Origin of the sequence: Edaphobacter sp. HDX4, from assembly GCF_036877565.1 — a bacterium.
Taxonomy (GTDB): Bacteria; Acidobacteriota; Terriglobia; order Terriglobales; family Acidobacteriaceae; genus Edaphobacter.
In genome coordinates this window covers 26,124-45,607 of record NZ_JAEDXW010000016.1, presented here as the reverse complement: position 1 = coordinate 45,607, position 19,484 = coordinate 26,124, and the positions used below count along the sequence as shown (strand labels likewise).

Annotated in this window: 16 protein-coding genes; 8 read left to right on the top strand and 8 right to left on the bottom strand. The window is 58.3% G+C overall.

Going from position 1 to position 19,484, the window contains the following annotated elements; genetic code table 11:
- Positions 1–13: 13 nt before the first annotated feature.
- From JAO29_RS15555 to JAO29_RS15525, 7 genes are all read left to right on the top strand, one after another.
- Positions 14–1,378 (top strand): hypothetical protein, encoded by a 1,365-nt coding sequence (locus tag JAO29_RS15555; RefSeq protein ID WP_334269163.1) that lies wholly within the window; start codon positions 14–16, stop codon positions 1,376–1,378.
- A 197-nt stretch (positions 1,379–1,575) separates the two neighbouring features.
- Positions 1,576–2,328 (top strand): gluconate 2-dehydrogenase subunit 3 family protein, encoded by a 753-nt coding sequence (locus JAO29_RS15550; protein ID WP_334269162.1) that lies wholly within the window; start codon positions 1,576–1,578, stop codon positions 2,326–2,328.
- Positions 2,329–2,363: 35 nt separating this feature from the next.
- On the top strand, positions 2,364–3,935 hold the full coding sequence (locus JAO29_RS15545; RefSeq protein ID WP_334269161.1) for a GMC family oxidoreductase: 1,572 nt from the start codon (positions 2,364–2,366) through the stop codon (positions 3,933–3,935).
- Between the two features lie 80 nt (positions 3,936–4,015).
- Positions 4,016–4,714 (top strand): cytochrome c3 family protein, encoded by a 699-nt coding sequence (locus JAO29_RS15540; RefSeq protein WP_334269160.1) that lies wholly within the window; start codon positions 4,016–4,018, stop codon positions 4,712–4,714.
- A gap of 1,026 nt (positions 4,715–5,740) precedes the next feature.
- Positions 5,741–6,040 carry a hypothetical protein gene (locus tag JAO29_RS15535; protein ID WP_334269159.1) on the top strand — a complete coding sequence of 100 codons (300 nt, stop codon included), beginning with the start codon at positions 5,741–5,743 and terminating at the stop codon, positions 6,038–6,040.
- A 9-nt stretch (positions 6,041–6,049) separates the two neighbouring features.
- Positions 6,050–6,469 (top strand): P-loop NTPase fold protein, encoded by a 420-nt coding sequence (locus JAO29_RS23570; RefSeq protein ID WP_442886411.1) that lies wholly within the window; start codon positions 6,050–6,052, stop codon positions 6,467–6,469.
- Positions 6,421–7,155 (top strand): hypothetical protein, encoded by a 735-nt coding sequence (locus JAO29_RS15525; protein WP_334269157.1) that lies wholly within the window; start codon positions 6,421–6,423, stop codon positions 7,153–7,155. The genes JAO29_RS23570 and JAO29_RS15525 overlap by 49 nt, the downstream gene beginning before the upstream one ends.
- Before the next feature lie 33 nt (positions 7,156–7,188).
- Here JAO29_RS15525 and JAO29_RS23565 read toward each other — a convergent pair whose 3' ends face one another.
- The 5 genes from JAO29_RS23565 to JAO29_RS15505 all read right to left on the bottom strand — a co-directional run bounded on the left by JAO29_RS23565 (position 7,189) and on the right by JAO29_RS15505 (position 10,988).
- Positions 7,189–7,353, bottom strand: coding sequence for a helix-turn-helix domain-containing protein (locus JAO29_RS23565; RefSeq protein ID WP_442886410.1), 165 nt, complete (start codon positions 7,351–7,353; stop codon positions 7,189–7,191).
- 343 nt (positions 7,354–7,696) lie between these two features.
- Positions 7,697–8,098 (bottom strand): hypothetical protein, encoded by a 402-nt coding sequence (locus JAO29_RS15520; RefSeq protein WP_334269156.1) that lies wholly within the window; start codon positions 8,096–8,098, stop codon positions 7,697–7,699.
- 239 nt (positions 8,099–8,337) lie between these two features.
- Positions 8,338–8,841, bottom strand: coding sequence for a hypothetical protein (locus JAO29_RS15515; RefSeq protein ID WP_334269155.1), 504 nt, complete (start codon positions 8,839–8,841; stop codon positions 8,338–8,340).
- Positions 8,838–10,631, bottom strand: coding sequence for a hypothetical protein (locus JAO29_RS15510; RefSeq protein ID WP_334269154.1), 1,794 nt, complete (start codon positions 10,629–10,631; stop codon positions 8,838–8,840). The genes JAO29_RS15515 and JAO29_RS15510 overlap by 4 nt, the downstream gene beginning before the upstream one ends.
- A 66-nt stretch (positions 10,632–10,697) precedes the next feature.
- Positions 10,698–10,988, bottom strand: coding sequence for a hypothetical protein (locus JAO29_RS15505; RefSeq protein WP_334269153.1), 291 nt, complete (start codon positions 10,986–10,988; stop codon positions 10,698–10,700).
- A 462-nt stretch (positions 10,989–11,450) separates the two neighbouring features.
- Here JAO29_RS15505 and JAO29_RS15500 point away from each other — a divergent pair, with 462 nt between their 5' ends.
- On the top strand, positions 11,451–11,702 hold the full coding sequence (locus JAO29_RS15500) for a hypothetical protein (RefSeq protein ID WP_334269152.1): 252 nt from the start codon (positions 11,451–11,453) through the stop codon (positions 11,700–11,702).
- A gap of 433 nt (positions 11,703–12,135) precedes the next feature.
- On the opposite strand, the gene JAO29_RS15495 is transcribed toward JAO29_RS15500, so the two are convergent.
- Genes JAO29_RS15495 through JAO29_RS15485 form a run of 3 tightly spaced genes read right to left on the bottom strand, consistent with a single transcriptional unit; the run spans position 12,136 to position 19,433 of the window.
- Positions 12,136–14,826, bottom strand: a complete 2,691-nt coding sequence (locus JAO29_RS15495; RefSeq protein WP_334269151.1) for a DEAD/DEAH box helicase — start codon at positions 14,824–14,826, stop codon at positions 12,136–12,138.
- On the bottom strand, positions 14,823–16,547 hold the full coding sequence (locus JAO29_RS15490) for a site-specific DNA-methyltransferase (RefSeq protein WP_334269150.1): 1,725 nt from the start codon (positions 16,545–16,547) through the stop codon (positions 14,823–14,825). The genes JAO29_RS15495 and JAO29_RS15490 overlap by 4 nt, the downstream gene beginning before the upstream one ends.
- Before the next feature lie 24 nt (positions 16,548–16,571).
- Entirely contained in the window at positions 16,572–19,433 is a 2,862-nt protein-coding gene (locus JAO29_RS15485) for an SNF2-related protein (protein WP_334269149.1), read from the bottom strand.
- Between the last annotated feature and the right edge of the window lie 51 nt (positions 19,434–19,484).

The window sequence follows — 19,484 nt, the reverse complement described above, 5'->3', positions numbered from 1 at the left end:
GATTGGCTCCGGCATGAAAGCGCTCTTTGCCACTATCGTCGCTATCGCCCCCACGCTATTCTCTGCATCGCTTGCTGCGCAGGTAAAGAACGAGGCATGCACCGTTAAGACAGGCACGTATCTTGGCTGGAAGGCCGAACGCGTCACCAACCCCTGGGTGACACTTACCTTCGTTCCCCAGCTGGGCGGGCGCCTGATGCAGGTCGAATTCAACGGCCATCCCTTCCTCTTTGTGAATCCGCGTTTCCGGGGCAAATACATCTCCCCTGACGAAGCCAAGGGAGACTGGATCAATTACGGAGGAGACAAGATCTGGCCAATGCCCGAAGGCTCGCAGGACGAGAACCACTGGGTCATCCAGTCGACGGCCATCGATGATCTCCCCTACCGCTTCGAAGTTGTTTCGCAGGGCAAGCAGTGTGTCGTCCGGCTCACCGGACAGCCGGACAACATCACCGGCCTCAGAATCGTCCGTACCATCAGCCTTGGCGCGGCATCTCCCGAGATACGCTTCCACGCCGTTATGGAGAACGCAACTGCGCACCCGATCACGTGGTCGATACAGTCCGTGTCCCAGTACGATCTGGCCAATCCATCAACGCCCGACGACTACAACCACGATCTCTGGGCATTCACGCCGCGCAACCCTGCATCTTCGTTTCCGGATGGCTATCATGTGCGCTATGGTCTGGCGGAGTATCCTGCGTTTTCTGTCGCCGACGACATGTTTCGCCTGCACTGGACCTACTTCGGCAACGAAGTATGGCTGGACACCACTGCGGGATGGCTTGCGGTTGTGGATAAGATGAGCCACTACGGGATGGTAGAGAGCTTTGACTTTAACCCTGGCGGAAAGTATCCCGGTAACACCACGGTGATCTTTTACCAGAACGGGCCTTCGGTGCACTTCGATAAAAGCGGCACTGCCACAATCCCGCCGACGACTCCACTGGCCACTCCCTTCTACATGGAGGCAGAGGTCAATTCCCCCATCGTGACGCTCCAGCCCGGTGGAAGTCAGGCATTCGACACAGTCTGGCATCCCATCGCAATTTCAGAGCAGCCACAGGAGATGCGTGCTCCCGGCGTCGTCGTCGAACAACTGAAGGCGGTGCACGGAAGCCAGGGAGTAAGCCTGCATGGAAGCTTCTCCGTCTTCTCCCCGGGAACGTTGATTGCTTCGTTCTTCAACCAGCATGGTTTGGAAGTAGCCCGGAAAGAAATCGAGACCGTAGACCCGGCAAAGGCGATAGCGCTAGACACAACCGTCCCCGCAGAGGACAGTGCAGTGCGGGTCTATCTGGTTGTGAAGGGCACCTCCGGAGAGGATGAGGGCATCCTGGCCAAGGCAAAGATAGAACCCGCGCAAACTCGCTAGCGAACCCCGGTATCTCCGCAGACGCCACCGAGTGCAGCTAGGGTTATAACGCCTTCATCTTCCGTTCCAAAGCAGAGGCGGCCTGCGCCGCTTGGAACGCTTACCAGCTGTCTCGTCGTACTTGAATCTCCTTGCTTTTACAGCAGAAACTGATCGGTAATTGACTGTTTCTATTGAGAACCCGTAGCATTTCGCCCATGAGACGCCGCGATTTTGTAAAGGGCCTTGCAGTCACTACGGCAACGGCCAGCACTGCACTTGGGCAAAAAGCTGCACCTCAGGCGCAAAACCCACCCCCTGCTCCGAACGCGACAGACCAGGGCACAATGGCGGTACAGCCTTCCGCCGCATCCAGTCCCAAGGCAATGTCTCGTGTGGAGCAGATGGCGCGGTTTCACACGCCCAACATCCCTCTCTCGCAACCTGACATGGTCGCCCTCACTGAGGCGCGCTACTTTACCCCTGCGCGGTACGCCACTCTGGTGCAGCTCTGTGACATCATGATGCCTCCCGGCGAAGATCATCCCAGCGCCATGAAGGCCGGCACACCAGAGTTCCTGGACTTCTACATCGGCGCTTCGCCCGTTGAGCAGCAGACCATGTACAACAACGGACTCGATCGCCTGGACGCCGACTGCATGAAACAGTTCAACGTGCCTTTCGCGAAGGCGGACGCCAAACAGGCCGACAGCGTCATCCGCCCCTACCTGAAGGGATGGATGAACGATCATCCGCCGCGAGACGGCCACACCCGCTTCATCAACCTGGTCCACCACGACATCCGTACAGCCACCATCAATTCGCCTGCGTGGGCCATCGCTGCTGAGGCTTCCGGAGATCGCAGCCCCGGCGTCGGTCTCTACTGGACCCCTATCGAACCCGGCATTCAAACGTGGGTTAAAGAGGGCTCCGTGGAGGCGACACCTACTCCAAGGCATAAGCATTCCTAATAAATTTCCCCTTCACAGAAGGAAGCAGAGAGCGAATGGCACAAAAGAAGGTTGACGTGCTGATCATCGGGTCAGGACACACAGGTGGGATGGCTGCAAAGATTTTGACCGGGAAGGGCATCTCCTGCACCATGCTGGACGCAGGTCCGATGCTCAATTTCGAGAAGTACCGCGAGATGAAACCGGTGAACGAACTCCCGTTCCGCGGCTTCGACGCTCCCGGACGTCTGCCGCACGTCTTTCAGGCGAATGAATTTAACGCGAATCAGTGGGTCGATGAGAAGGTCGTGCCTTACTATCACCCGCCTGAGGCGCCTTATAACTGGGTGCGCGTACGAAGCGTGGGAGGACGTTCTCCCTTCTGGGCACGCCAGTCCTTTCGCCTCAGCGACTACGAGTTTAAATGCAAGGACCACGATGGCTTCGGAGAAAACTGGCCCATCTCTCTCGAGGAGATCGCTCCGTTCTACTCCCGCGTAGAAGAGATCTTCCGTGTTACGGGCCATAAAGATGGCCTGCCCCAATATCCGGACGGCAACTTCGTCGAAGACAATTCCCCGTGGTCCGGAGCGATGCAGCGCTTCGTCAATGCCGGTCAGAAGCTCGGCGTCCCCGTCACCAAGCCGCGTTCGTCTCTTGGTAAGGATGGACTCGCGTCGTCGCTCAACCTGCTCATCCCGGATGCAGTCGCTACCGGCAAGCTGACCACAATTCCAAACGCAATTGTGCGGCAGATCACGGTGGACAAGAACACGGGCCTGGCGGATGGTGCCATCTTCATCGACCGGCACTCTCACCGCGAGATGGTCATCAAGGCTCGGGTCATTGTTCTCGCGGCCGGCTGTCTGGAGTCAACACGCCTGTTGCTTCTCTCTGATATGTGTAACTCCAGCGGCGCGCTCGGTCATTACCTTTCAGACCAGATCTACGGCGCCGGCATCATCTGCTCGGTTCCCGAGGCGCGCGATGGCAAGGCTGCGCCTCACCTCATGGGAGGCGGGGCCCTGATCCCTCGGTTCCGCAATATCAAGACCAAGGCCGCTGACTTCATCCGGGGCTACGCTGTCAATGTCTCCTGCAGCAACGGCCCCTTCGAAGCACGAGCTCTTCCCTTCTACGGCAAAGAACTGGAACAAAAGCTGCAGAGCTACAACGGCAGCGGCTTCGCCACTAACATCATGGGCGAGGCTCTTGGACATTACGAGAACCACGTAACGCTCAACAAACAGGTTGTGGATGCCTGGGGCATCCCTACGCTGAATATCTATACGAAATACACCAGCAACGAAACCAACATGGCAAAGGATTATGTCGATACCATGGCTGCCATGGCCGAGGCCGCCGGTTTTGACATCCTTGTGAAGAACTACGAGTTCAACCCGCCCGGCTATTCCATCCACGAGCAGGGGACCGCTCGCATGAGCGACGACCCGAAGGAGGGTGTCGTGAACAAGTGGAATCAGAGCCACGATACGAAGAATCTCTTCGTCGTCGACGCCAGCGTCTTTGTGAGCGCCGGATGGCAGAATCCCACCATCACCATGTGCACACTTTCCATGCGTGCATGCGAATACCTGGCAGAGGAGATGCGCAAGGGCAACGTCTAAGGTTCTCGCGTAATCTGAAACTCATCGATAGGCGCTCTCCTCAGGAGACGGCGCTCTGGTTCTAAGGAGAGAGGTTCCGAGTGCAGAAGTTCGTGCTGATGCTTGCCATACTCTTCGGGTTCACTGTCGCAATCCATGCGCAGACCGCCGGTTCACCTTCATCGAAGCCGTCTGCTTCCGCGTCCGATCCTTCTGCATCGGCTCCGGCGCAGCCAATCGCCTTCAATCACAAGCTGCATGTACAGACAGCAAAGATGACCTGCAACGAATGTCATGAGCCACGCGGCGACGGCTCGAATCTGGCCCTGCCGCAACCGGCCAAGTGCATGAGCTGCCATGTCTCCATTGCGACGAACAATCCCGATATCAAACGAGTCGCTGAAGCCGCGAAAAACGAAGACCCCATCCTCTGGGTTCGTATCTACCGTGTCCCCTCATTTGTCACCTTCAGCCATAAGACTCACGCCGGCAATACCTGCGAGGAGTGCCACGGTCCTGTGGCCGAGCGGACCGCCATCGCCCAGGAGAAGGACACCACGATGGGCAGCTGCATCGCCTGTCACCAGGCCAAGGGAGCCCCGACAACCTGTGACACCTGCCACGCACTTATGTCGACAAAGAACCGCTCGCCCTTCGACCTCGACCCCAGGGTCCTGGCGCGGCTCGGTATTCCTCCGGCAGGCAAATCCGCTCCCTCGATATCGGCATGGCACGTAAGCCTACATGCCAACCCGGAACTTGCCGCCATCAGCATCTTCCTTCACGCTCCCACACTTTAGGCGCGCCATCCAAGCCGCTCACCCTGCCGGAAGCTCAGCCGGAAATACCAGAGGGTGGTCTCTACCCCGGATGGGCCACTCTAGTCACCCGGTCTCGGGAGTGCGATAACACTGCTCGGGAGCGATACTCAATTCAAACAAGGACAGATTGCCGAGGCCGACGATCAGCCTCGGCCTATTTTTTTGCCCACGCCAGTCGAACAGAAACAGTCCCGCGCCACGACGCGCAAGGCACCGCTTCATAGGTAGCTAATCAAATTGTGAGGGGAATTCTGGCGGAGAGTGGGGGATTCGACTCGCGCGTTCTATCTAAATTTCGCTATATCAGCTACATAATCGCTAAAGTCAATGATGACGCTAGTATCAGCGATATTGAACTACATCGAAGCATGTTGTTCTATGTCGTCCGATGTATCCAAAACATATCAAAACGGGTAGCAATTTGGTAGCAGGTTAAGACAGCCGCCTTGATATCAAGATCGTCCGTTGAGTGAGGACGATTCAGCCAATCTCTCGTGGACCCGGTGTGACGACCAAAAGCGACACCTAAGACTCTTAACCCTTGCCTCCGTCCTTGCCAGTTCTCGAATCGGCGCAACCGCGCTTTCAGATAACCGATCCGACACCGAACTGCTAGCCGAGTAGCCTCATCACCTCCACGTTTCGATTAAGCCATCAAGCCCCCTTTCACCGACACCGCGTGATTTCCCTCTTTCCTGTTGCAACCGCTAACGATAAGCTGATCCCCACAAGCCAACCAGTACCTCCCGGGCCAGCAATTTCTCCAGGACGCGCCATGCCGAACCCCTCGCAGTCCGAGACCCTACCACACCTCGCCACATCGAGGACTGGCTCCCCACCGACAAGCAAGGTCGAGCAAGCTGGCCGTCTTCGGCCTCTATCTTCTCCTACTTGCGGCCGCCACATTCGTTGCCCTGCGCCAGCAAACGCCCCACAGTTCGCCGACCATCCCTCATTCCCCGCATGGAGATGGTGGACACTTCCAATCGAACAAAACCCCGATCTTTGGCCCCAGCGATAAGAGAGGGTACCCTACTTAAATCCGTTACCTTCGTCAGCCCTCAGTCAGGATGGGCCGTCGGAGACAACGGCAAGTCTCTCGGACTCACCGGCCTCATCTGGGTTCTCCTCCAGTCCCTACTTGCCTTCAAAAGCGACCCCGAGAAACTCATCGACCGCGAAAGCAAGAGCCTACTTCGTGCATTGAAAGACCTCCTCACGTTGCCCTCGCTCATCGGAGAGTCAGACCTCCGCCGCGAGTTCGCCGTCAACCTCACCGACGTCGTCGAAGCCCTCCGCCCCTAGCGCCTCGTCATCTTCCTCGATGATCTCGACCGCTGCCGCCCCGAGCAGGTCGTACAGATCCTTGAGGCCATCAACTTCCTCAGCTCCGACTCCTCCTGTTTCATCATCGTCGCGCCGACTACCAGAAGGTCGAAGCCCTCGCCTCTCAGCAGTTCGAGTCCATTGCCGTTCAGGAGTTTGAAAACGATCATGCGAGCGACACGGCGCAACGCCCCGAGCCAGACAAGGTGGCCCTCCGGGTCGAATACGCCCGTAGCTACCTCCGCAAGATCATCAACCTCCGCCTCAATCTCCGCAGCCCACAGGCCCGCGACTACCTCGAATTTCTCCGGCGTAAGCCACAAGAGGTCCGTAGCCTTCGGCGTCCTCTTCAACGCCTCATGCTCGTCATCGCTCTGCTTGCCGCAGCCTCGTGCTACTGGGCGGTAGCAACTCATCCCATCTCAGAGATGATCTCTGGCGCTCCGCTTGGCGCTGTTCCCGGAGTTGCGCCCCCGCTCTCGAACCCCACCCCTCAGCCCACGAGCACCGTCACGCCGCAAGGGATAAAAACAAAACCCGCCACAACTGCCAAACCGCCCCAGGAAGCCCCCTCGGTGCTCTACGACAGGGACAAGATCGGCGCATCTGGAGGACGATGGCTCGCCATCATCCTCTCTACCGCCGTTGCCTTCATCTTCCTCGTCTACCGGTTGAGCCGTCCCCGCCGTCCAGAGGAGGCGAAAGATCCAGAGACCTTCTCCAAGGCCCTCCAGAGTCACTCGCAAGATATCTTCGACACGAGCAAAACGACCCGAGAGGTACGCCGCTTCCTCAATTACCTTCGCCTTGTCGCCACCCCCACCAGCGAAACTTCCAAAGATAGCATTCAGGACCTGCGCGAAAACATCCCGAAGTTCGACGAGCAACTCGTCGAACTTGCGACCGGCGCCAAAATTCCAAAGGTCAATGACTGGGTTTCTGACTTCTACCGAAAACAATGCGAGCTCTTCGTCCTCGATCCCACAACCTTCCGTCCGTTAGAGGCGATTACCTCCGATCTCTCTTCAAGAGAATGCAAGCCTCAAACCCGGATGGCAATTCTTCAGCGGAAAGCTGAGAACGGGACGTTGTAAGCCCTCGCTTAGGCAGGCCATCCTAGCAATTTGCTATCCGTTGGAGCGACTGGCTATCCACGCTCGGATCGCCGCTGAGTTGAACCGGTACGAGTTGTCCGGCATCCTTAGGTGTGGAATAAGCCCCTTGCGGCAGTACCCGCAAAGCGTTGCTCGTTTGATTCGAAGCAGAGCCATAACTTCCGAGGAGGTCCACATAGGCGATTCCGGAGTCGTATCGCCCTGAGTCGTTACATTTTGTACTTTGAAATGTCGTGCCATGAGGGGTAATACTCCCGGTCGGGCGCGGACCCCCATTATCTGGCCCGATAAAATCTCAGTTCCCAAACCTCCAACGAAGATCGAGCGCCGGTCAGCAGCGTCCCGGACCTGGGCGACGGCGGATGGAAGATCAGTTGACGATCAACCTTGGGACACTGCTCGAAGTCCTCGGAGTATAGGGTCGCGTAGGTGTCGGAATCGAACTTCCCTTCCCCCGACTCCAGGTGCTCCAGCTAGAGCTCTTCATCGTCGCCTTGTAGAGACGCTCAAACTCCTGCTCCTATTTTCGACGCGTGTCACGTCGATCACGCCACCCCAACGCCTGATCATCGACGCGAGATCCGGATCCGTTCCGGCTCGCCCAGATCGACATGGAGGGACGGCGTCCGGTGGAGTCGCGGAGATGGCGTAGGAGCTCGGCGAAGGTATGATCGGCGCAGTCGTCCGAGAAGCACTTGAACCCGATCGAGTCGGGGCGGAGGAGGATTGTCGTCTTCCCCTGTCCCACGAACTGGTCCCGGTGAGGGCGACCAGCGAAGGGGCACGAGGCGAGGGCGAAGTAGATGACCGCGCCGTCCCGCGAGACGCCGCTGAGCTCGAGCTGTTCGGGGTATTCGGCGATGAGCTTGTGCACGCCCCCCTCGTCAATGAGCAGGGTCGGCTCCTGTCCCTTCGTCTTCACTGACCTGGCGTACTGCGATACGTACCCGTTAGCGCTCGCGAGTCGTGAGATGTGGGGGCCGTGTTCAAGGGGCTTCCAGGTGGATGGATAGCTGAGAACGCGGGCCTGGCGGTGCGGGCGCTCATCGGTGCTCTCCCCCTTGCGGTTCCAACTGCCCGGGAGCCGGGAGATCCGGGACGCGTTGAATACGGACGTGTCGACCTTCGCCTCATCCGTGTCGAACTTCGAGGCCAGGGCCTTCAGCACGAAGCGCCAAGCACCGGAGGAGGCGCTGCATCCGTCACCCTTATAGGCAGGTGGTATCCGTTGCCCGATTCGATGAAGATCGGCTCAGGCCAACCGCGCTCGCTGAGGTAGGCCCGGATCTGAGTGATCACCTCGAACGCGGCGGCCTTCTCTTCATCGGTCGAGCAGGTACCAGACGGGCGAACCGGATCGATGTCAATGAGGTAGAGGTCACGCCGGAGCACCTGAGCGTCGCGAGTAGTGCGGCGGGGGCGCATTGAGACCCGGTTCATCTGCTGATCTCCGATCAAAGCGGCATCCTCGGGCCGTATCGAGTTCAGGGTGAAGTACGCGGCGGTGGCCCCATAGTGATTCTGCGCAGCCAGGGCGTGCCGAGCCATACGTTCAGGATCATCGAACGTTCCGGCCCAGATGTAACCGTTCGAAGTGAAGAGGCGGAGTTCACGGATCTCGCCGGGTCCGGAGACGTAACGGAGAAACTCCTCTGCGCGGGTCACTTCAGCGGCTCCCTTTTTGATGGGGCGTGGGAGTCGATATCGTCGAGGTCTCCGGGCCCAGGCTCTGGCATCAAGTACGAAGACGACGGGCGCGGCGAGAAAGCGCCGACCGGACGCCGCAAGATGGCGGAGCGTAGATCGGTATACAAGCGCTTGCACAAGGCCAGTTCGTCTGCCGACGGATGGAAAACATAGTCTTGGTTTCCGCGAGTGGGTACCTCGGAGAACCCGATTGTGCGGAGCGAGGTCCGGTGCTTGGCGACATTGCGCCCGAAGGCCGATGGCGATTTGTAGGTGAACACCTGTTCGAGATCGGCGAAGATCGTCTGGAGTTCGGTGAAGAGCGTGGTCGGCGACACCTGACGCCCATCGTTGCCCCCCTTTCCCAACCAAAGACGGACCGCGTGGACGAGGGGATCGGTCTCAGTGATCGAGCGCCGATACCGCTGCATATAGGATGCCCAAAGGTTCTTCGTCTCGGAGAGGCGCTCCTCAAAGGCGGAGCAGACGTACGTGAACTTCTCGTACTCCTTCATCTTAGTCACCATGTGGAACTCGGCTGCGCCATGCTCGTCATGAGCGCGGACGATGTTCTGGAGGCGGAGAAGAAGCTCGGCCAGCATCGGGGCGCGGTCGGCGAGAAAAGCCCTGACGAGCGCATCCTTATCGGGACCGTCCTCGGTGGGAGTTGCCATCTGGAGCTCGATGGTCCGGCGCATCACATCGTCGCGATCAAAGGGGTTCACACGGCAGGTGAAGAAGGTGTGTAGGCGGAGGCGATAGGTGTCGAGGACGTTATCGTTGAAGAGGCGAGCAATGCTGATCTTTGCTCCTGTCGAAGCCTGACAGATCAAATCGTTGACCGAGGACCGGTCAGGGCGGTCGAGGCCTGCGCCGTCAACGTTGTCCAGCGCGGCGATCGACGACTTGGTGAGCAGGGCGACGAGGGAACGTTCCTGCGATGGGAGGCTCTGGAGGATAGTGGGCTCGCCGACGAGCAGGGAGAGCAGGAGCTCAAAGAAAGTGGACTTGCCCGAGCCACCTTCGCCGGTGAGGAGAAGGATGGGCCAGGTCGAGTACCGGCTGGCGGCGAAGATGAAGGTGGCGCGGGTGAAGGCCATCTGCCACTGCTGTTCAGCGTTGAGGAGGCAGTCGTCAGCCCAACGCGTCGTCAGCTTCGCCAAAGGGAGGTCGGGGCGGATCTGCGTGCAGGTGGTTCCCATCTGAGGGCGGAGAGACTCAAGGTAGGGCTCGAGCTCGGCCAAGGAAGGCCAGTCGCCGAGGTCATCGGCGATCAGAATCACGTCATCCGTCCCCAGAGGGACCTCGGTGATGTCGGTCGCGGTGACCTTGAGCATCGTCGTTTCAGTGGCGCGAATGTAGATCGCATCGCACCCGAAGAAGGCCAGCCGATGGACGGTGCGGTGCTCGGCTGAGTTGCCGATATCCGCCAAGGCTCGGGAAACAAGCTTGGTGTGCGGTTCTGTGGGGAGAAGGCCGAGTTCGCGCAGGAGCTGGGCAAGATTGGCGTCGCCCTCGAGGAGCCGGATGAGGCGGTGATCGATGCGGTCGAAGTAATACGGCTGAGGTGCCGCGAAGATTTCTCCTCGTGCTTCAAGGTGGGTATGGACGACATTGAAGATGTCCCGGTTCACAAGGTGCGCGGGACGACGAATCTTCTTCATCGCGCCATTGGCGTCGGTGATGATCTCGAAGCCAAGGCGAAGAGAATCCAGGTAAAGGCGAACCTGCTCGCGATCCGCGTAGTTGATGGTCGATGCTTCGCTCATAAAACGCAATTCTCCAGTCCGCCTGAATGAGGCGGTGATGATCGGGGCGATGGCCCGGTGGTGGTGCTAGCTCGCGTTGGGCGTGTAGGGCAGGTATGCAGCGATTGCGGCACGGCCTGAATCAGTCAACGTAAAGATAGGAAGGTTGGAAGACTTGTCGATGGCGATATAGCCGTTGTACGCAAGGCGGATGGAGAGCGTATGGAGCGAGGGAATCTTCAGGAGGAGGAGGGTGCAGACATCGGTGAAACCGAGCGGCCCATGGAGGTGAAGCAAGAGCAGGAGCAAGTACGCGGTGGTGGTCAGGTGGCAGGAAAGGTGTTTCGTCGTAGTCGTGGTCGTAGTCAGAGTAGCCATAGGGGGTAATACCAACGGCGGGCGTCGGAGGGTGATTACTAATTCGAGATTTTTCGATCTTCTCGAGGCTCACATGGATAAATGCTCCCCTGGGGAACCGAGAGGCGGGGGGTGGGATTTAGTGCACCACGTAGGGACGGGGAAGTAGAGGACTGGTGATTGAGGCGAAGGGACGTTGGTTGCAGGGGTTTGCAGGGCTAGTGCAGGTCTGAGGGAGTCGCAAATCATCAATGATGACATTGGTTTGCAGGACTAGAAGGACTAGCAGGGCTCTTTACGGCAGAGTCCCACAACCCCGAATCACGAGCTCTCATAGCGCACTAAAAGTCGGTTGTCCGAAATTTCCCTGCTAGTCCTGCAAGCCCTGTGCGGGCAATAACGACATGGGTTCTCGCGTCACGCTTGCCTCTGCTAGCCCCTGCATAACCCATGGGCCCACCGCGCGTAGTGATACGAGGACCGATGTACTTGCTGGCCGGACCGGCGGTGAAGATCACGGGGGGACAGTCGATCTCGTCGGCCCTTGTGGACGGCCATCTCGGCATCCTCCCAAGAATTCAGGTCGATGTAGGTGACCTTGACGCCATTGCCATACTCCTGAAGAGCGGCCGCCGTGGCCAGGTTGCGGTGGATGAAGATGACGTGTCCGGCGGCCTTAAACACAGCGATCTTCATCTCTTCGGTCCAGGCGTTGACGAAGGAGTGTCGACGTAGCGATCCCCGGCGATCGAACCAGTTGTGCAGGGCGAACCCGCCGTGCACGATACCGGTGACCGAAGGGGCGACGTAGGTGCAGCTGTTCCCGGCCTCGAGGATGCGGCTGTAGAGTGCCTTCTTAGGGATGTCGAAGCAGCGAGCCGCTTGAGTTGTCCAGATCGACCCGGGTGCGGTGCTTGAGCCGCTGGACCTCCCAATCCCCCAATCAGGACCACGGAGAGCTCGAAGCCAGAGCGTCGGCGAAGAGCATGTAGAACGTGTTGGAGCTGGTGGTGCGCGTGCAGAGCGACTGCTGTTCTGCAGTGAGGCGGAGGTGAGGGAACATGGCGGCCCGAGGCGGTCATGCTGTCAACGCCTCCGGCGGAGTGAACACCCGAGTGGAATCAGGATAGGCCAAACTCCATGATGGAGAGACCAGCTTTTGTCAGCCTCAGTTTGCCTGGTGGTAGAGGTCGACCAATCCCTTGAGCGTCCGGTTGTCGCCGATAACATCATGGGGAATCAGAGCGTACTTCCATGGCTTCCCACCGGTATCGGTTGCGTACTCCGTAGCCAATGCGCACCACTTCACCGCGATTTCGCACTTGAGCTTCACCTCGGTGTCATCGAGATCACCTCTGGCCTTTGGTTCCAGCATGTAGATGCAGTCATTGGTCTCGGCAACGAAGTCCGGTTGGTACTCCCGATGATCGGAACCCCATCTATAGAACAGCTGGAACTGACCCTTGCGCGGCTTGAACCACTTGACCTGCTCCCGCTCCAGGATGACGGCCAGCTTGCGCTCCGAGTCCGACTGAAACTTTTCCTCGGCGTAGAGGCAATGCTGGAAGCCGCCGAATAGATACCGACCGATATTGTTCTTGTCCTCTGGAGAGATTCGGTAGTCCCGAATCTGCTCACTTGCGGACATCGTGTAGGCGCTCGGCTTCAGCTCGGTGAACCCTTTCGTCACCTTGGTCTCGTAACCGGTCGCCTCTTCCCAAAAATGCTCCTGCATCTGGGAGTGGATGAAGCGGGAAATCTCGCGCTGGTAGCAGCGGAGAACCTTACCTATCTCGGTGTCGGAGAGGTAAGTCTGGAAATGTCTGACCGTCTGAGAGGCGAGATCGTAGAGCAAATCCGCGTGATCGTCGTAGGAGACGTCGTCGAAGTCGACCAGACCGCTGACGACATAGTCCTCGAGCCTCTTTTCGGAGGTACCTCGTGTGCCGACCGACAGGATTTCTCGCTCGCCGGTTCGGAGATACTGGCTCCAGAGGTCCTCTGAGGGTGCCGGATAGCGCATTGCATCCAGGTTGAGAGTGAAGGGATGGAAACCAGACTTCACCTCGCCGGTGGGAACCACGAGGATGCGTGGGATGTCGATCGTCTGCTTCTGCACCAGCTCGGTGGTCTTCGCCACGATCGCCGATATGTCCGGTCGCTCGACAACTCCTTCGAGGTCCATCTGAGGGCTTCGGTACTGCTCTTCGACGAGCCTGACGATCTCTTGGCGGACAGGGATAGCGCACAAAGCCGAAACCGATGGGACTCGCTCCGGCTGGCTCTCGAAGGTCTTTATAACGTCGTATGTGATCTGCGCGATCCGCTGCTCCTCCGGATTGGTAAAAGTCGGCGGCGCTGTCGGAGTCGGGACCATGGTCGTGGTGGTCGTCTGGGTGGGAGTAATACCGAGCCGTGTGGCGAGCTGCGATTGCGATACCACCGTCACAGTCTTCTGCTGCAGGTCGTTGTTATGCAGGACGATGGCCTTGAGGTGGACCGGGGAGTCGGCCTTGTTGGCCTCCTCGACGATCTCCTGAAACCGGTCATGAGCCACAATACTTAACGTATCGACTGCAGCCACCCCCGTGCGTTTGCCGTAGGGGAGCCTGAGTCCGCGCCCGATGGACTGCTCGATCAGCACCCGGGCATTCGCCGCGCGAAGCGGGACGATCGTGTAGAGGTTAGTGACGTCCCAGCCCTCCTTCAGCATGTTCACGTGGATGACGATCTCTGTGGGCTCGTCTGTGCGCTCGACCTTCAGGAGGCGGGTGATCATCTCCTCCTCTTCGGCTCCGCTTCTGCTGGAGTCGACTTGGATGACCTTCTCCTTGTACGCCCCCTCGAAGAAGCTGTCGGACTGGATCAGGTCAAGTAGCTCCTTGGCGTGTTCCGTATGGCGGGCGATGACGAGGACGAACGGCTTGACGATCTCGCGGGAGTTCTCCCGGGCATAGGTCTCTAGTTGGACCTTGACGCTCTCATGCAGTCTCACGCCATCTTCGAGCTTGAGTCGCTCGATCTCCTCGGCGGACATGCCTATCGGGTTGAAGTCCTTGCGGGTGACGACGGCGGGCTCCTTCACGAAGCCGTCCTCCATCGCGCGACCCAGTGGATAGTCGAGGATGATGTTTTTGAAGTTAGTCATGCCTCGGGCGGACTCGACGAACGGCGTTGCCGTCAGCTCGAGCCCGAGCACTGGCTTCAGCTCGTTGATGGCCTTGATGCCTGCAGAGGCGCGGTACCGATGGGACTCGTCCATCAACAGGACAAGGTCGGGCAGGTTCGCCAGGTACTCAAAGTAACTTGCGCCGATGTACTCGGAGAGGCGCTTGATGCGGGGGGCCTTGCCGCCTCGAACCTCGGAGTTGATCTTGGAGATATTAAAGATGTTCACGTTGCACCGGATCGTAGTGTCGAAGAGCGTGGACGCCATAGACTCGTAGTTGTCTCCGGTGATGATGGCGGGGGCATCGGTAGCGAACTCCGAGATGCCCTTGAAGACATACTTCGGAGTGTTCGGGGTGAAGTCAGTGATTAGCTTGTTGTAGATGGTCAGGTTTGGGGCGAGGACGAAGAAATTGTTGATGCTGTGTGCGAGATGAAGATAGCTGATGAAGGCCCCCATCAGGCGAGTCTTGCCGACACCGGTCGCCAATCTGAAGCAAACCGAGGGGAAGTCACGCTCGAAGTCGGTGACAGTACCGTACTCAGACTGGATTGCCGAGAGGGCGGTTTCGACGTCCGTATCCTTGCGCGGCGGAGTTATCTCGGTGATCCGGTCCAGGATTTCGAGGGAGTGGCGTTGTGGTGGACGGAGGCTCAGGCGACCGGCAATGGCATTGACGTGACGGTTCATTCCCCCACCTCCTCGGCGAAGAGCGCCTGTTGACCAAGTTCGGGCGGAGCTTGTGGCAGATTCTCTACCTGCAAGCTGTAATCGTCGCGGCCCCACTCGCAGCGTGAGAGCACCTGCTTGGGAATTTTCTTGATGGTTAGGTTGCCGAAGCGGTCTGCCTTGCCTCGGAATGCGGTGCAGAGAACAAGCAGAGTGCGTTCTGGGCCGACCTCGTCGCTCAATTGCTGAAGTTGTTCCGGCGTGAGGTGGGCGGTGGTGACGTATAGGAAGTCGCGCTCGGTGGAGTAACCCTGCTGCCAGTAGGTCGTGTCGCTGGGAGCGTAGGTGAAACCCTCCAGTTTGCAGACGGCTTCGGCGAGCATATCCGCCTTGTATTCTTTGCTGATGACCCAGTTGCCCCACTTGTCCTGTGTAAGCAACGAAGGGGCAATACAGAAGTAGCGGAAGCCACCGCCACCTTTCCAAGTGACCGCTTTCGTTATACCGCTTTGGTCCTCGCCGCCGATAACCTTCTTCAATCGTGGCAACAGGTGGGTATTGCAGTGATCTCGCAACTCAATCATAATCCAGCGACGATTCATCTTATGAGCGACGGCGCCTGTGGTGCCAGAGCCCGCAAACGAATCGAGAACTAGATCGTCCGGGGAGGTTGCCAAGCTCAAGATCCGCTGAAGGAGAGCTTCTGGCTTCTTGCCGTTCGGAAATGCCACTCCGCCTTCGGCATGAAGATTGTTCGAAAGCAAATCGTCCCAAATTGTTGATGCTGGCAGAGCCGTAACCCACTCGCCATCAATCTGCTTCGCTTTTGTCGAGTAGAAGATCAACTGTTCACCATTCAGAAAAAAGTAATCGTCACGGCCTTCACGATGTGAGCAGAACACTCTGTCTGGAGAGCGTCGCGAACTACTCAGTGCCTCCCTAGCGTTTTCATTCACGTCCTTTGGCGCAACCCGAGCTGTCCTTACGACCCTACTCGGATCACTCAAAACAAACTTGGTCAGTTCCTCTTCGAGTTCTTCTCCAAAAGTTTTATTGAGATCCTTCACTGGAACGCCGGTTTTCTTGCTGAAAGCCTCTCTAAGGGGGATCGTCCGCCACGATGCAAAATCTTCCTCCGAGTTGACGATGTAGCGGTTATATCTATCGTCTCTTTCGGTTGACTGATAGACACGGTTTGGTCTCCATGCCGTCTTGTCCTTTGCGTAATACAGTATGTAGCTCGCGGTGCTTACAAGACCGGGGTTAACGGCCTTGGGGCCAGATGTTGAACTCTGTTTGAACGTTATTACCGCGATTCGGTTCTTCCGAAAGAACACTTCATCGGCGAGCGCGATTAGATACCCTAGTTCGTTATCGTCGATATGAATGAAGATTGAACCCTCATCCGAGAGGAGCACTTTTAGGATCTCAAGGCGATCTCTCATATTCGACAGCCAAATAGAATGCTCCATTCCGTCGTCATAGTGTTCGAACATTTCACCGGTATTGAAGGGAGGATCGATGTAGACGCACTTTATCTGGCCGGTAAACTCTTGCTCCAACGCCTTGAGCGCGAGCAGGTTGTCCCCGAAGATGAGGCGGTTGTCGAAAATGTCTTTGTCGGTGACTCGATGCGCGGCGTGGTAGCTCTGTGCGGGGTCTTCGAGAAGGATGCGCGGTTCCAACTTTGGCCGTTTTTCCTTACCAATCCAGGTCAGTTCAAGTTTCTGCTTCTTCGTCATAAGCTTCTTCAGGTCCAATAGCTGTTACTGCAGGCTCCAGCGGATGAGGAACAACGGCTGTGTCGATACTTTCTGGCTGAGCTTGCCTTCAAGTTTTGCGATGAGTGAATCGCGTTGCTTATCCACTGTATCCTGCGCGTCAAAGAGAGAGCGGCGTTTGTCGTTCCGTTGTGATTCCAGTACGCGAATTTGCTTCTGGCCCGCGAGCTTATCCTGCAGCGACAACGCGGTCGTGGCCGCGCGGCGGGCCTCCTTGATCTGGCGATCCAACTCCTTGATCTCGCGCTCCAGGCCCAGCTTGAGGTCGTCGGCCCAGCCGTCGAGCTTATCAGCCTCCTCTCCGAAGAACTGCGCGTTCCGCTCTGAGATGTCCCGCTGAATCTTGGTTTGGCGTTCACTGGCTTGGGTAGCCAAGGCGTCGGTGATCGAGGTGGGAGCAGTTTGCACCGCTCCGACGGCGCCAGGGAGCCTGAAGAGCCGGGCCGCAGTTTCCTCGTCAAGTACTACGCCGAGGTCAGTTATCCCGGCGAAGATCAGATAGTCCTCGGCTTGGTCGAGCGCCTCGACGGAAAGCTCAGATAAGGCCAGCCATCCGGACTTGCCCACAAGAGGTTCGAGCAGCGAGACCTTGCCCGTACGGCTCGCGTAGTCGAAACGAACTTCAGCCGAGGAGAGTTCTCGGTCCTTCGCTTGCTGGAGGACTGCTTCGGCGAGTGGATGATTGAGCCGGTAGAGGTGTGCCTCACCGGAACGACGGGGGAGCTCGTACAGTCCGAGCGGAATGTCGGCGTTGCCCGCTGGGAATGGTGTCGTTTTCAGCCGGAAGGCCGAGTCGCCCATGAAGTCGGCGTGGCCGTTCAGCTCGTGCTGAGTCACCTCCATCAAAAGCCGCTCGAACCGATTGAGGAAGGCTTTGGAGGCTTCGTCGCGAACTCGGAGCTTCTCGCGTACCTCGTCGTCGAAGTTCTCCAGGAGCTTGCGGCCCGTTGATGTCATTGCCTCGTTGATTTCGAGACTGAGCTCAAGCTGGAGCTTGTCGAAGGCGGCTTTGATCTCTTTCGGCTGACGGCAGTCTTGATAGATTTCGGCGATGCGCTTCTCGAAGTCGACCCCGGACCCGATCGCGCCGAGCACCTCGTCGCTGGCCCCGAAGACGCCTTCGAAGAGCTGGAACTTCTCAGAGAGGAGCTGAAAGACACGCTGGTCGGCGGCGTTGTTGCGGTTGAGGAAGTTGACGACCACGACGTCGTGCTTCTGCAGGTACCGGTGGCAACGTCCGATGCGCTGTTCGATCCGCTGGGGATTCCAGGGTAGGTCGTAGTTGACCACGAGGGAGCAGAACTGGAGGTTGACCCCCTCCGCACCTGCCTCGGTGGCGATCATGATGCGACCTTCCGCACGGAAGTAGTCCACTAGCGCCGAACGCATGTCTGCTGTTCGGGAACCCGAGACACGATCCGTCCCCTGATGCTGTTGAAGCCAGGCGGCGTAGATTTCCTTGGAACGATCGTCCGTGTTCGAACCATTGAAGAGGACGATCCCTTCGGAGAACGGGCTGTCGGCTAGCAGGCGCAATAGGTAGCTCTGTGTGCGCCGGGATTCCGTGAAGATGATCGCCTTTTCCGCCGCGCCGATATCCCGCGCCTTGGCGAAGGCGACGTCCAGAGCTTTGAGGAGAGCCCTGCCCTTGGCATTGTGCTCAATGGAGGAGGCAAGCTTCGCAAACGCTTCGAGGTCCGCAATCTCCTGTTCGAGGGCAACCCGGGCGGTCTCTGAGAGTTCCTCCTGGACGAGGTCGTCGTCCCACTCCTCAGCGGTCTCGTCCAGTCCCTCGTAGTCCTCGTTCAGGTCCTCTTCGAGTGAAGCATCCGGCTGGCGTTGCACGAGTCTCAACCGGAGCCGGTTGGCCATGGAGGTCAGGGCTCCGGCAATCGCGAAGGTGGAGGACGCGAGCAGCTTGCGCAGCACGAGGGTCATGAGGGATCGCTGACTTGGGGGCAGCGCCTGCAGGTTGGGGCGAAGTAGATAGTCAGAGACGGCGTGGTAGAGACGGTCTTCGCTCTCTTCTGGAGTGAAGCTTTCCACGAGGGGCAGACGCTTTGTGTAAGAGATGTAGCCCGTGACCTGACGGCGCAAGGTTCGATGGCAGACTGGTCTCAGGCGTGACCTGAGCGTCTCAAAGACCTGCTGCTGATTGAGATTGACGAACTGTTCGCGGAAGCTCTTGAGGTCGCCAAAGGTGTGCTCGTCGATGAAGCTGACGAGGCCAAAGAGCTCCAGGAGAGTGTTTTGCAGCGGCGTCGCAGTCAGTAGCAGCTTCGGAGTGTTGCCGAGCGCCCGCTTGAGGGTGTTGGCGATGACGTTGGTTGGCTTGTAGACGTTCCGGAGTCGGTGAGCTTCATCTATGACGACGAGGTCCCATGGCGTGTTGGCAACGTCCGCCGCCTTGCTGCAAGCGAACTGATAAGAGCAGATGACGAGTGCGTTGGCCTCGAAGGGGCGAAAATCACCCTGCTTGATCGCGGCGTTATATGACTTGGCCTCAAGGATCTTGCAGGGCAGGAAAAACTTCTCCGTGATCTCCTGGAACCATTGCTTCCGCAGATTCGATGGGGTGATGACGAGAATCCGGCGTTTGCGCTCCGCCCACTTCTGCGACAGAACGAGTCCGGCCTCGATCGTTTTGCCGAGCCCGACCTCGTCGGCGAGGAGGGCACCTTTCGCCAGGGGGGAGTTGAAGGCAAAGAGGGCGGCGTCGACCTGGTGGGGATTCAGGTCTACCTGGGCACTGGCCACGGCTCCGGCGAGCTTCTCGGCACTGTCGGAGGAGCATCGCCTAGTCAACTCGTGGGCGAAGTACTTGGCCTGATAGGGGGTTACATTCATACTGGCTCAGGATAGTTCAACACACTCTGAGTTCGGTCGCACTGCCCCTTT

Bases quoted from the DNA above. Each gene is read 5' to 3' on its own strand.
- JAO29_RS15555 (WP_334269163.1), top strand. From the start codon at position 14: ATGAAAGCGCTCTTTGCCACTATCGTCGCTATCGCCCCCACGCTATTC.
- JAO29_RS15550 (WP_334269162.1), top strand. From the start codon at position 1,576: ATGAGACGCCGCGATTTTGTAAAGGGCCTTGCAGTCACTACGGCAACG.
- JAO29_RS15545 (WP_334269161.1), top strand. From the start codon at position 2,364: ATGGCACAAAAGAAGGTTGACGTGCTGATCATCGGGTCAGGACACACA.
- JAO29_RS15525 (WP_334269157.1), top strand. From the start codon at position 6,421: ATGCTCGTCATCGCTCTGCTTGCCGCAGCCTCGTGCTACTGGGCGGTA.
- JAO29_RS23565 (WP_442886410.1), bottom strand. From the start codon at position 7,353: ATGTGGACCTCCTCGGAAGTTATGGCTCTGCTTCGAATCAAACGAGCA.
- JAO29_RS15510 (WP_334269154.1), bottom strand. From the start codon at position 10,631: ATGAGCGAAGCATCGACCATCAACTACGCGGATCGCGAGCAGGTTCGC.
- JAO29_RS15505 (WP_334269153.1), bottom strand. From the start codon at position 10,988: ATGGCTACTCTGACTACGACCACGACTACGACGAAACACCTTTCCTGC.
- JAO29_RS15500 (WP_334269152.1), top strand. From the start codon at position 11,451: ATGTACTTGCTGGCCGGACCGGCGGTGAAGATCACGGGGGGACAGTCG.
- JAO29_RS15495 (WP_334269151.1), bottom strand. From the start codon at position 14,826: ATGAACCGTCACGTCAATGCCATTGCCGGTCGCCTGAGCCTCCGTCCA.
- JAO29_RS15490 (WP_334269150.1), bottom strand. From the start codon at position 16,547: ATGACGAAGAAGCAGAAACTTGAACTGACCTGGATTGGTAAGGAAAAA.
- JAO29_RS15485 (WP_334269149.1), bottom strand. From the start codon at position 19,433: ATGAATGTAACCCCCTATCAGGCCAAGTACTTCGCCCACGAGTTGACT.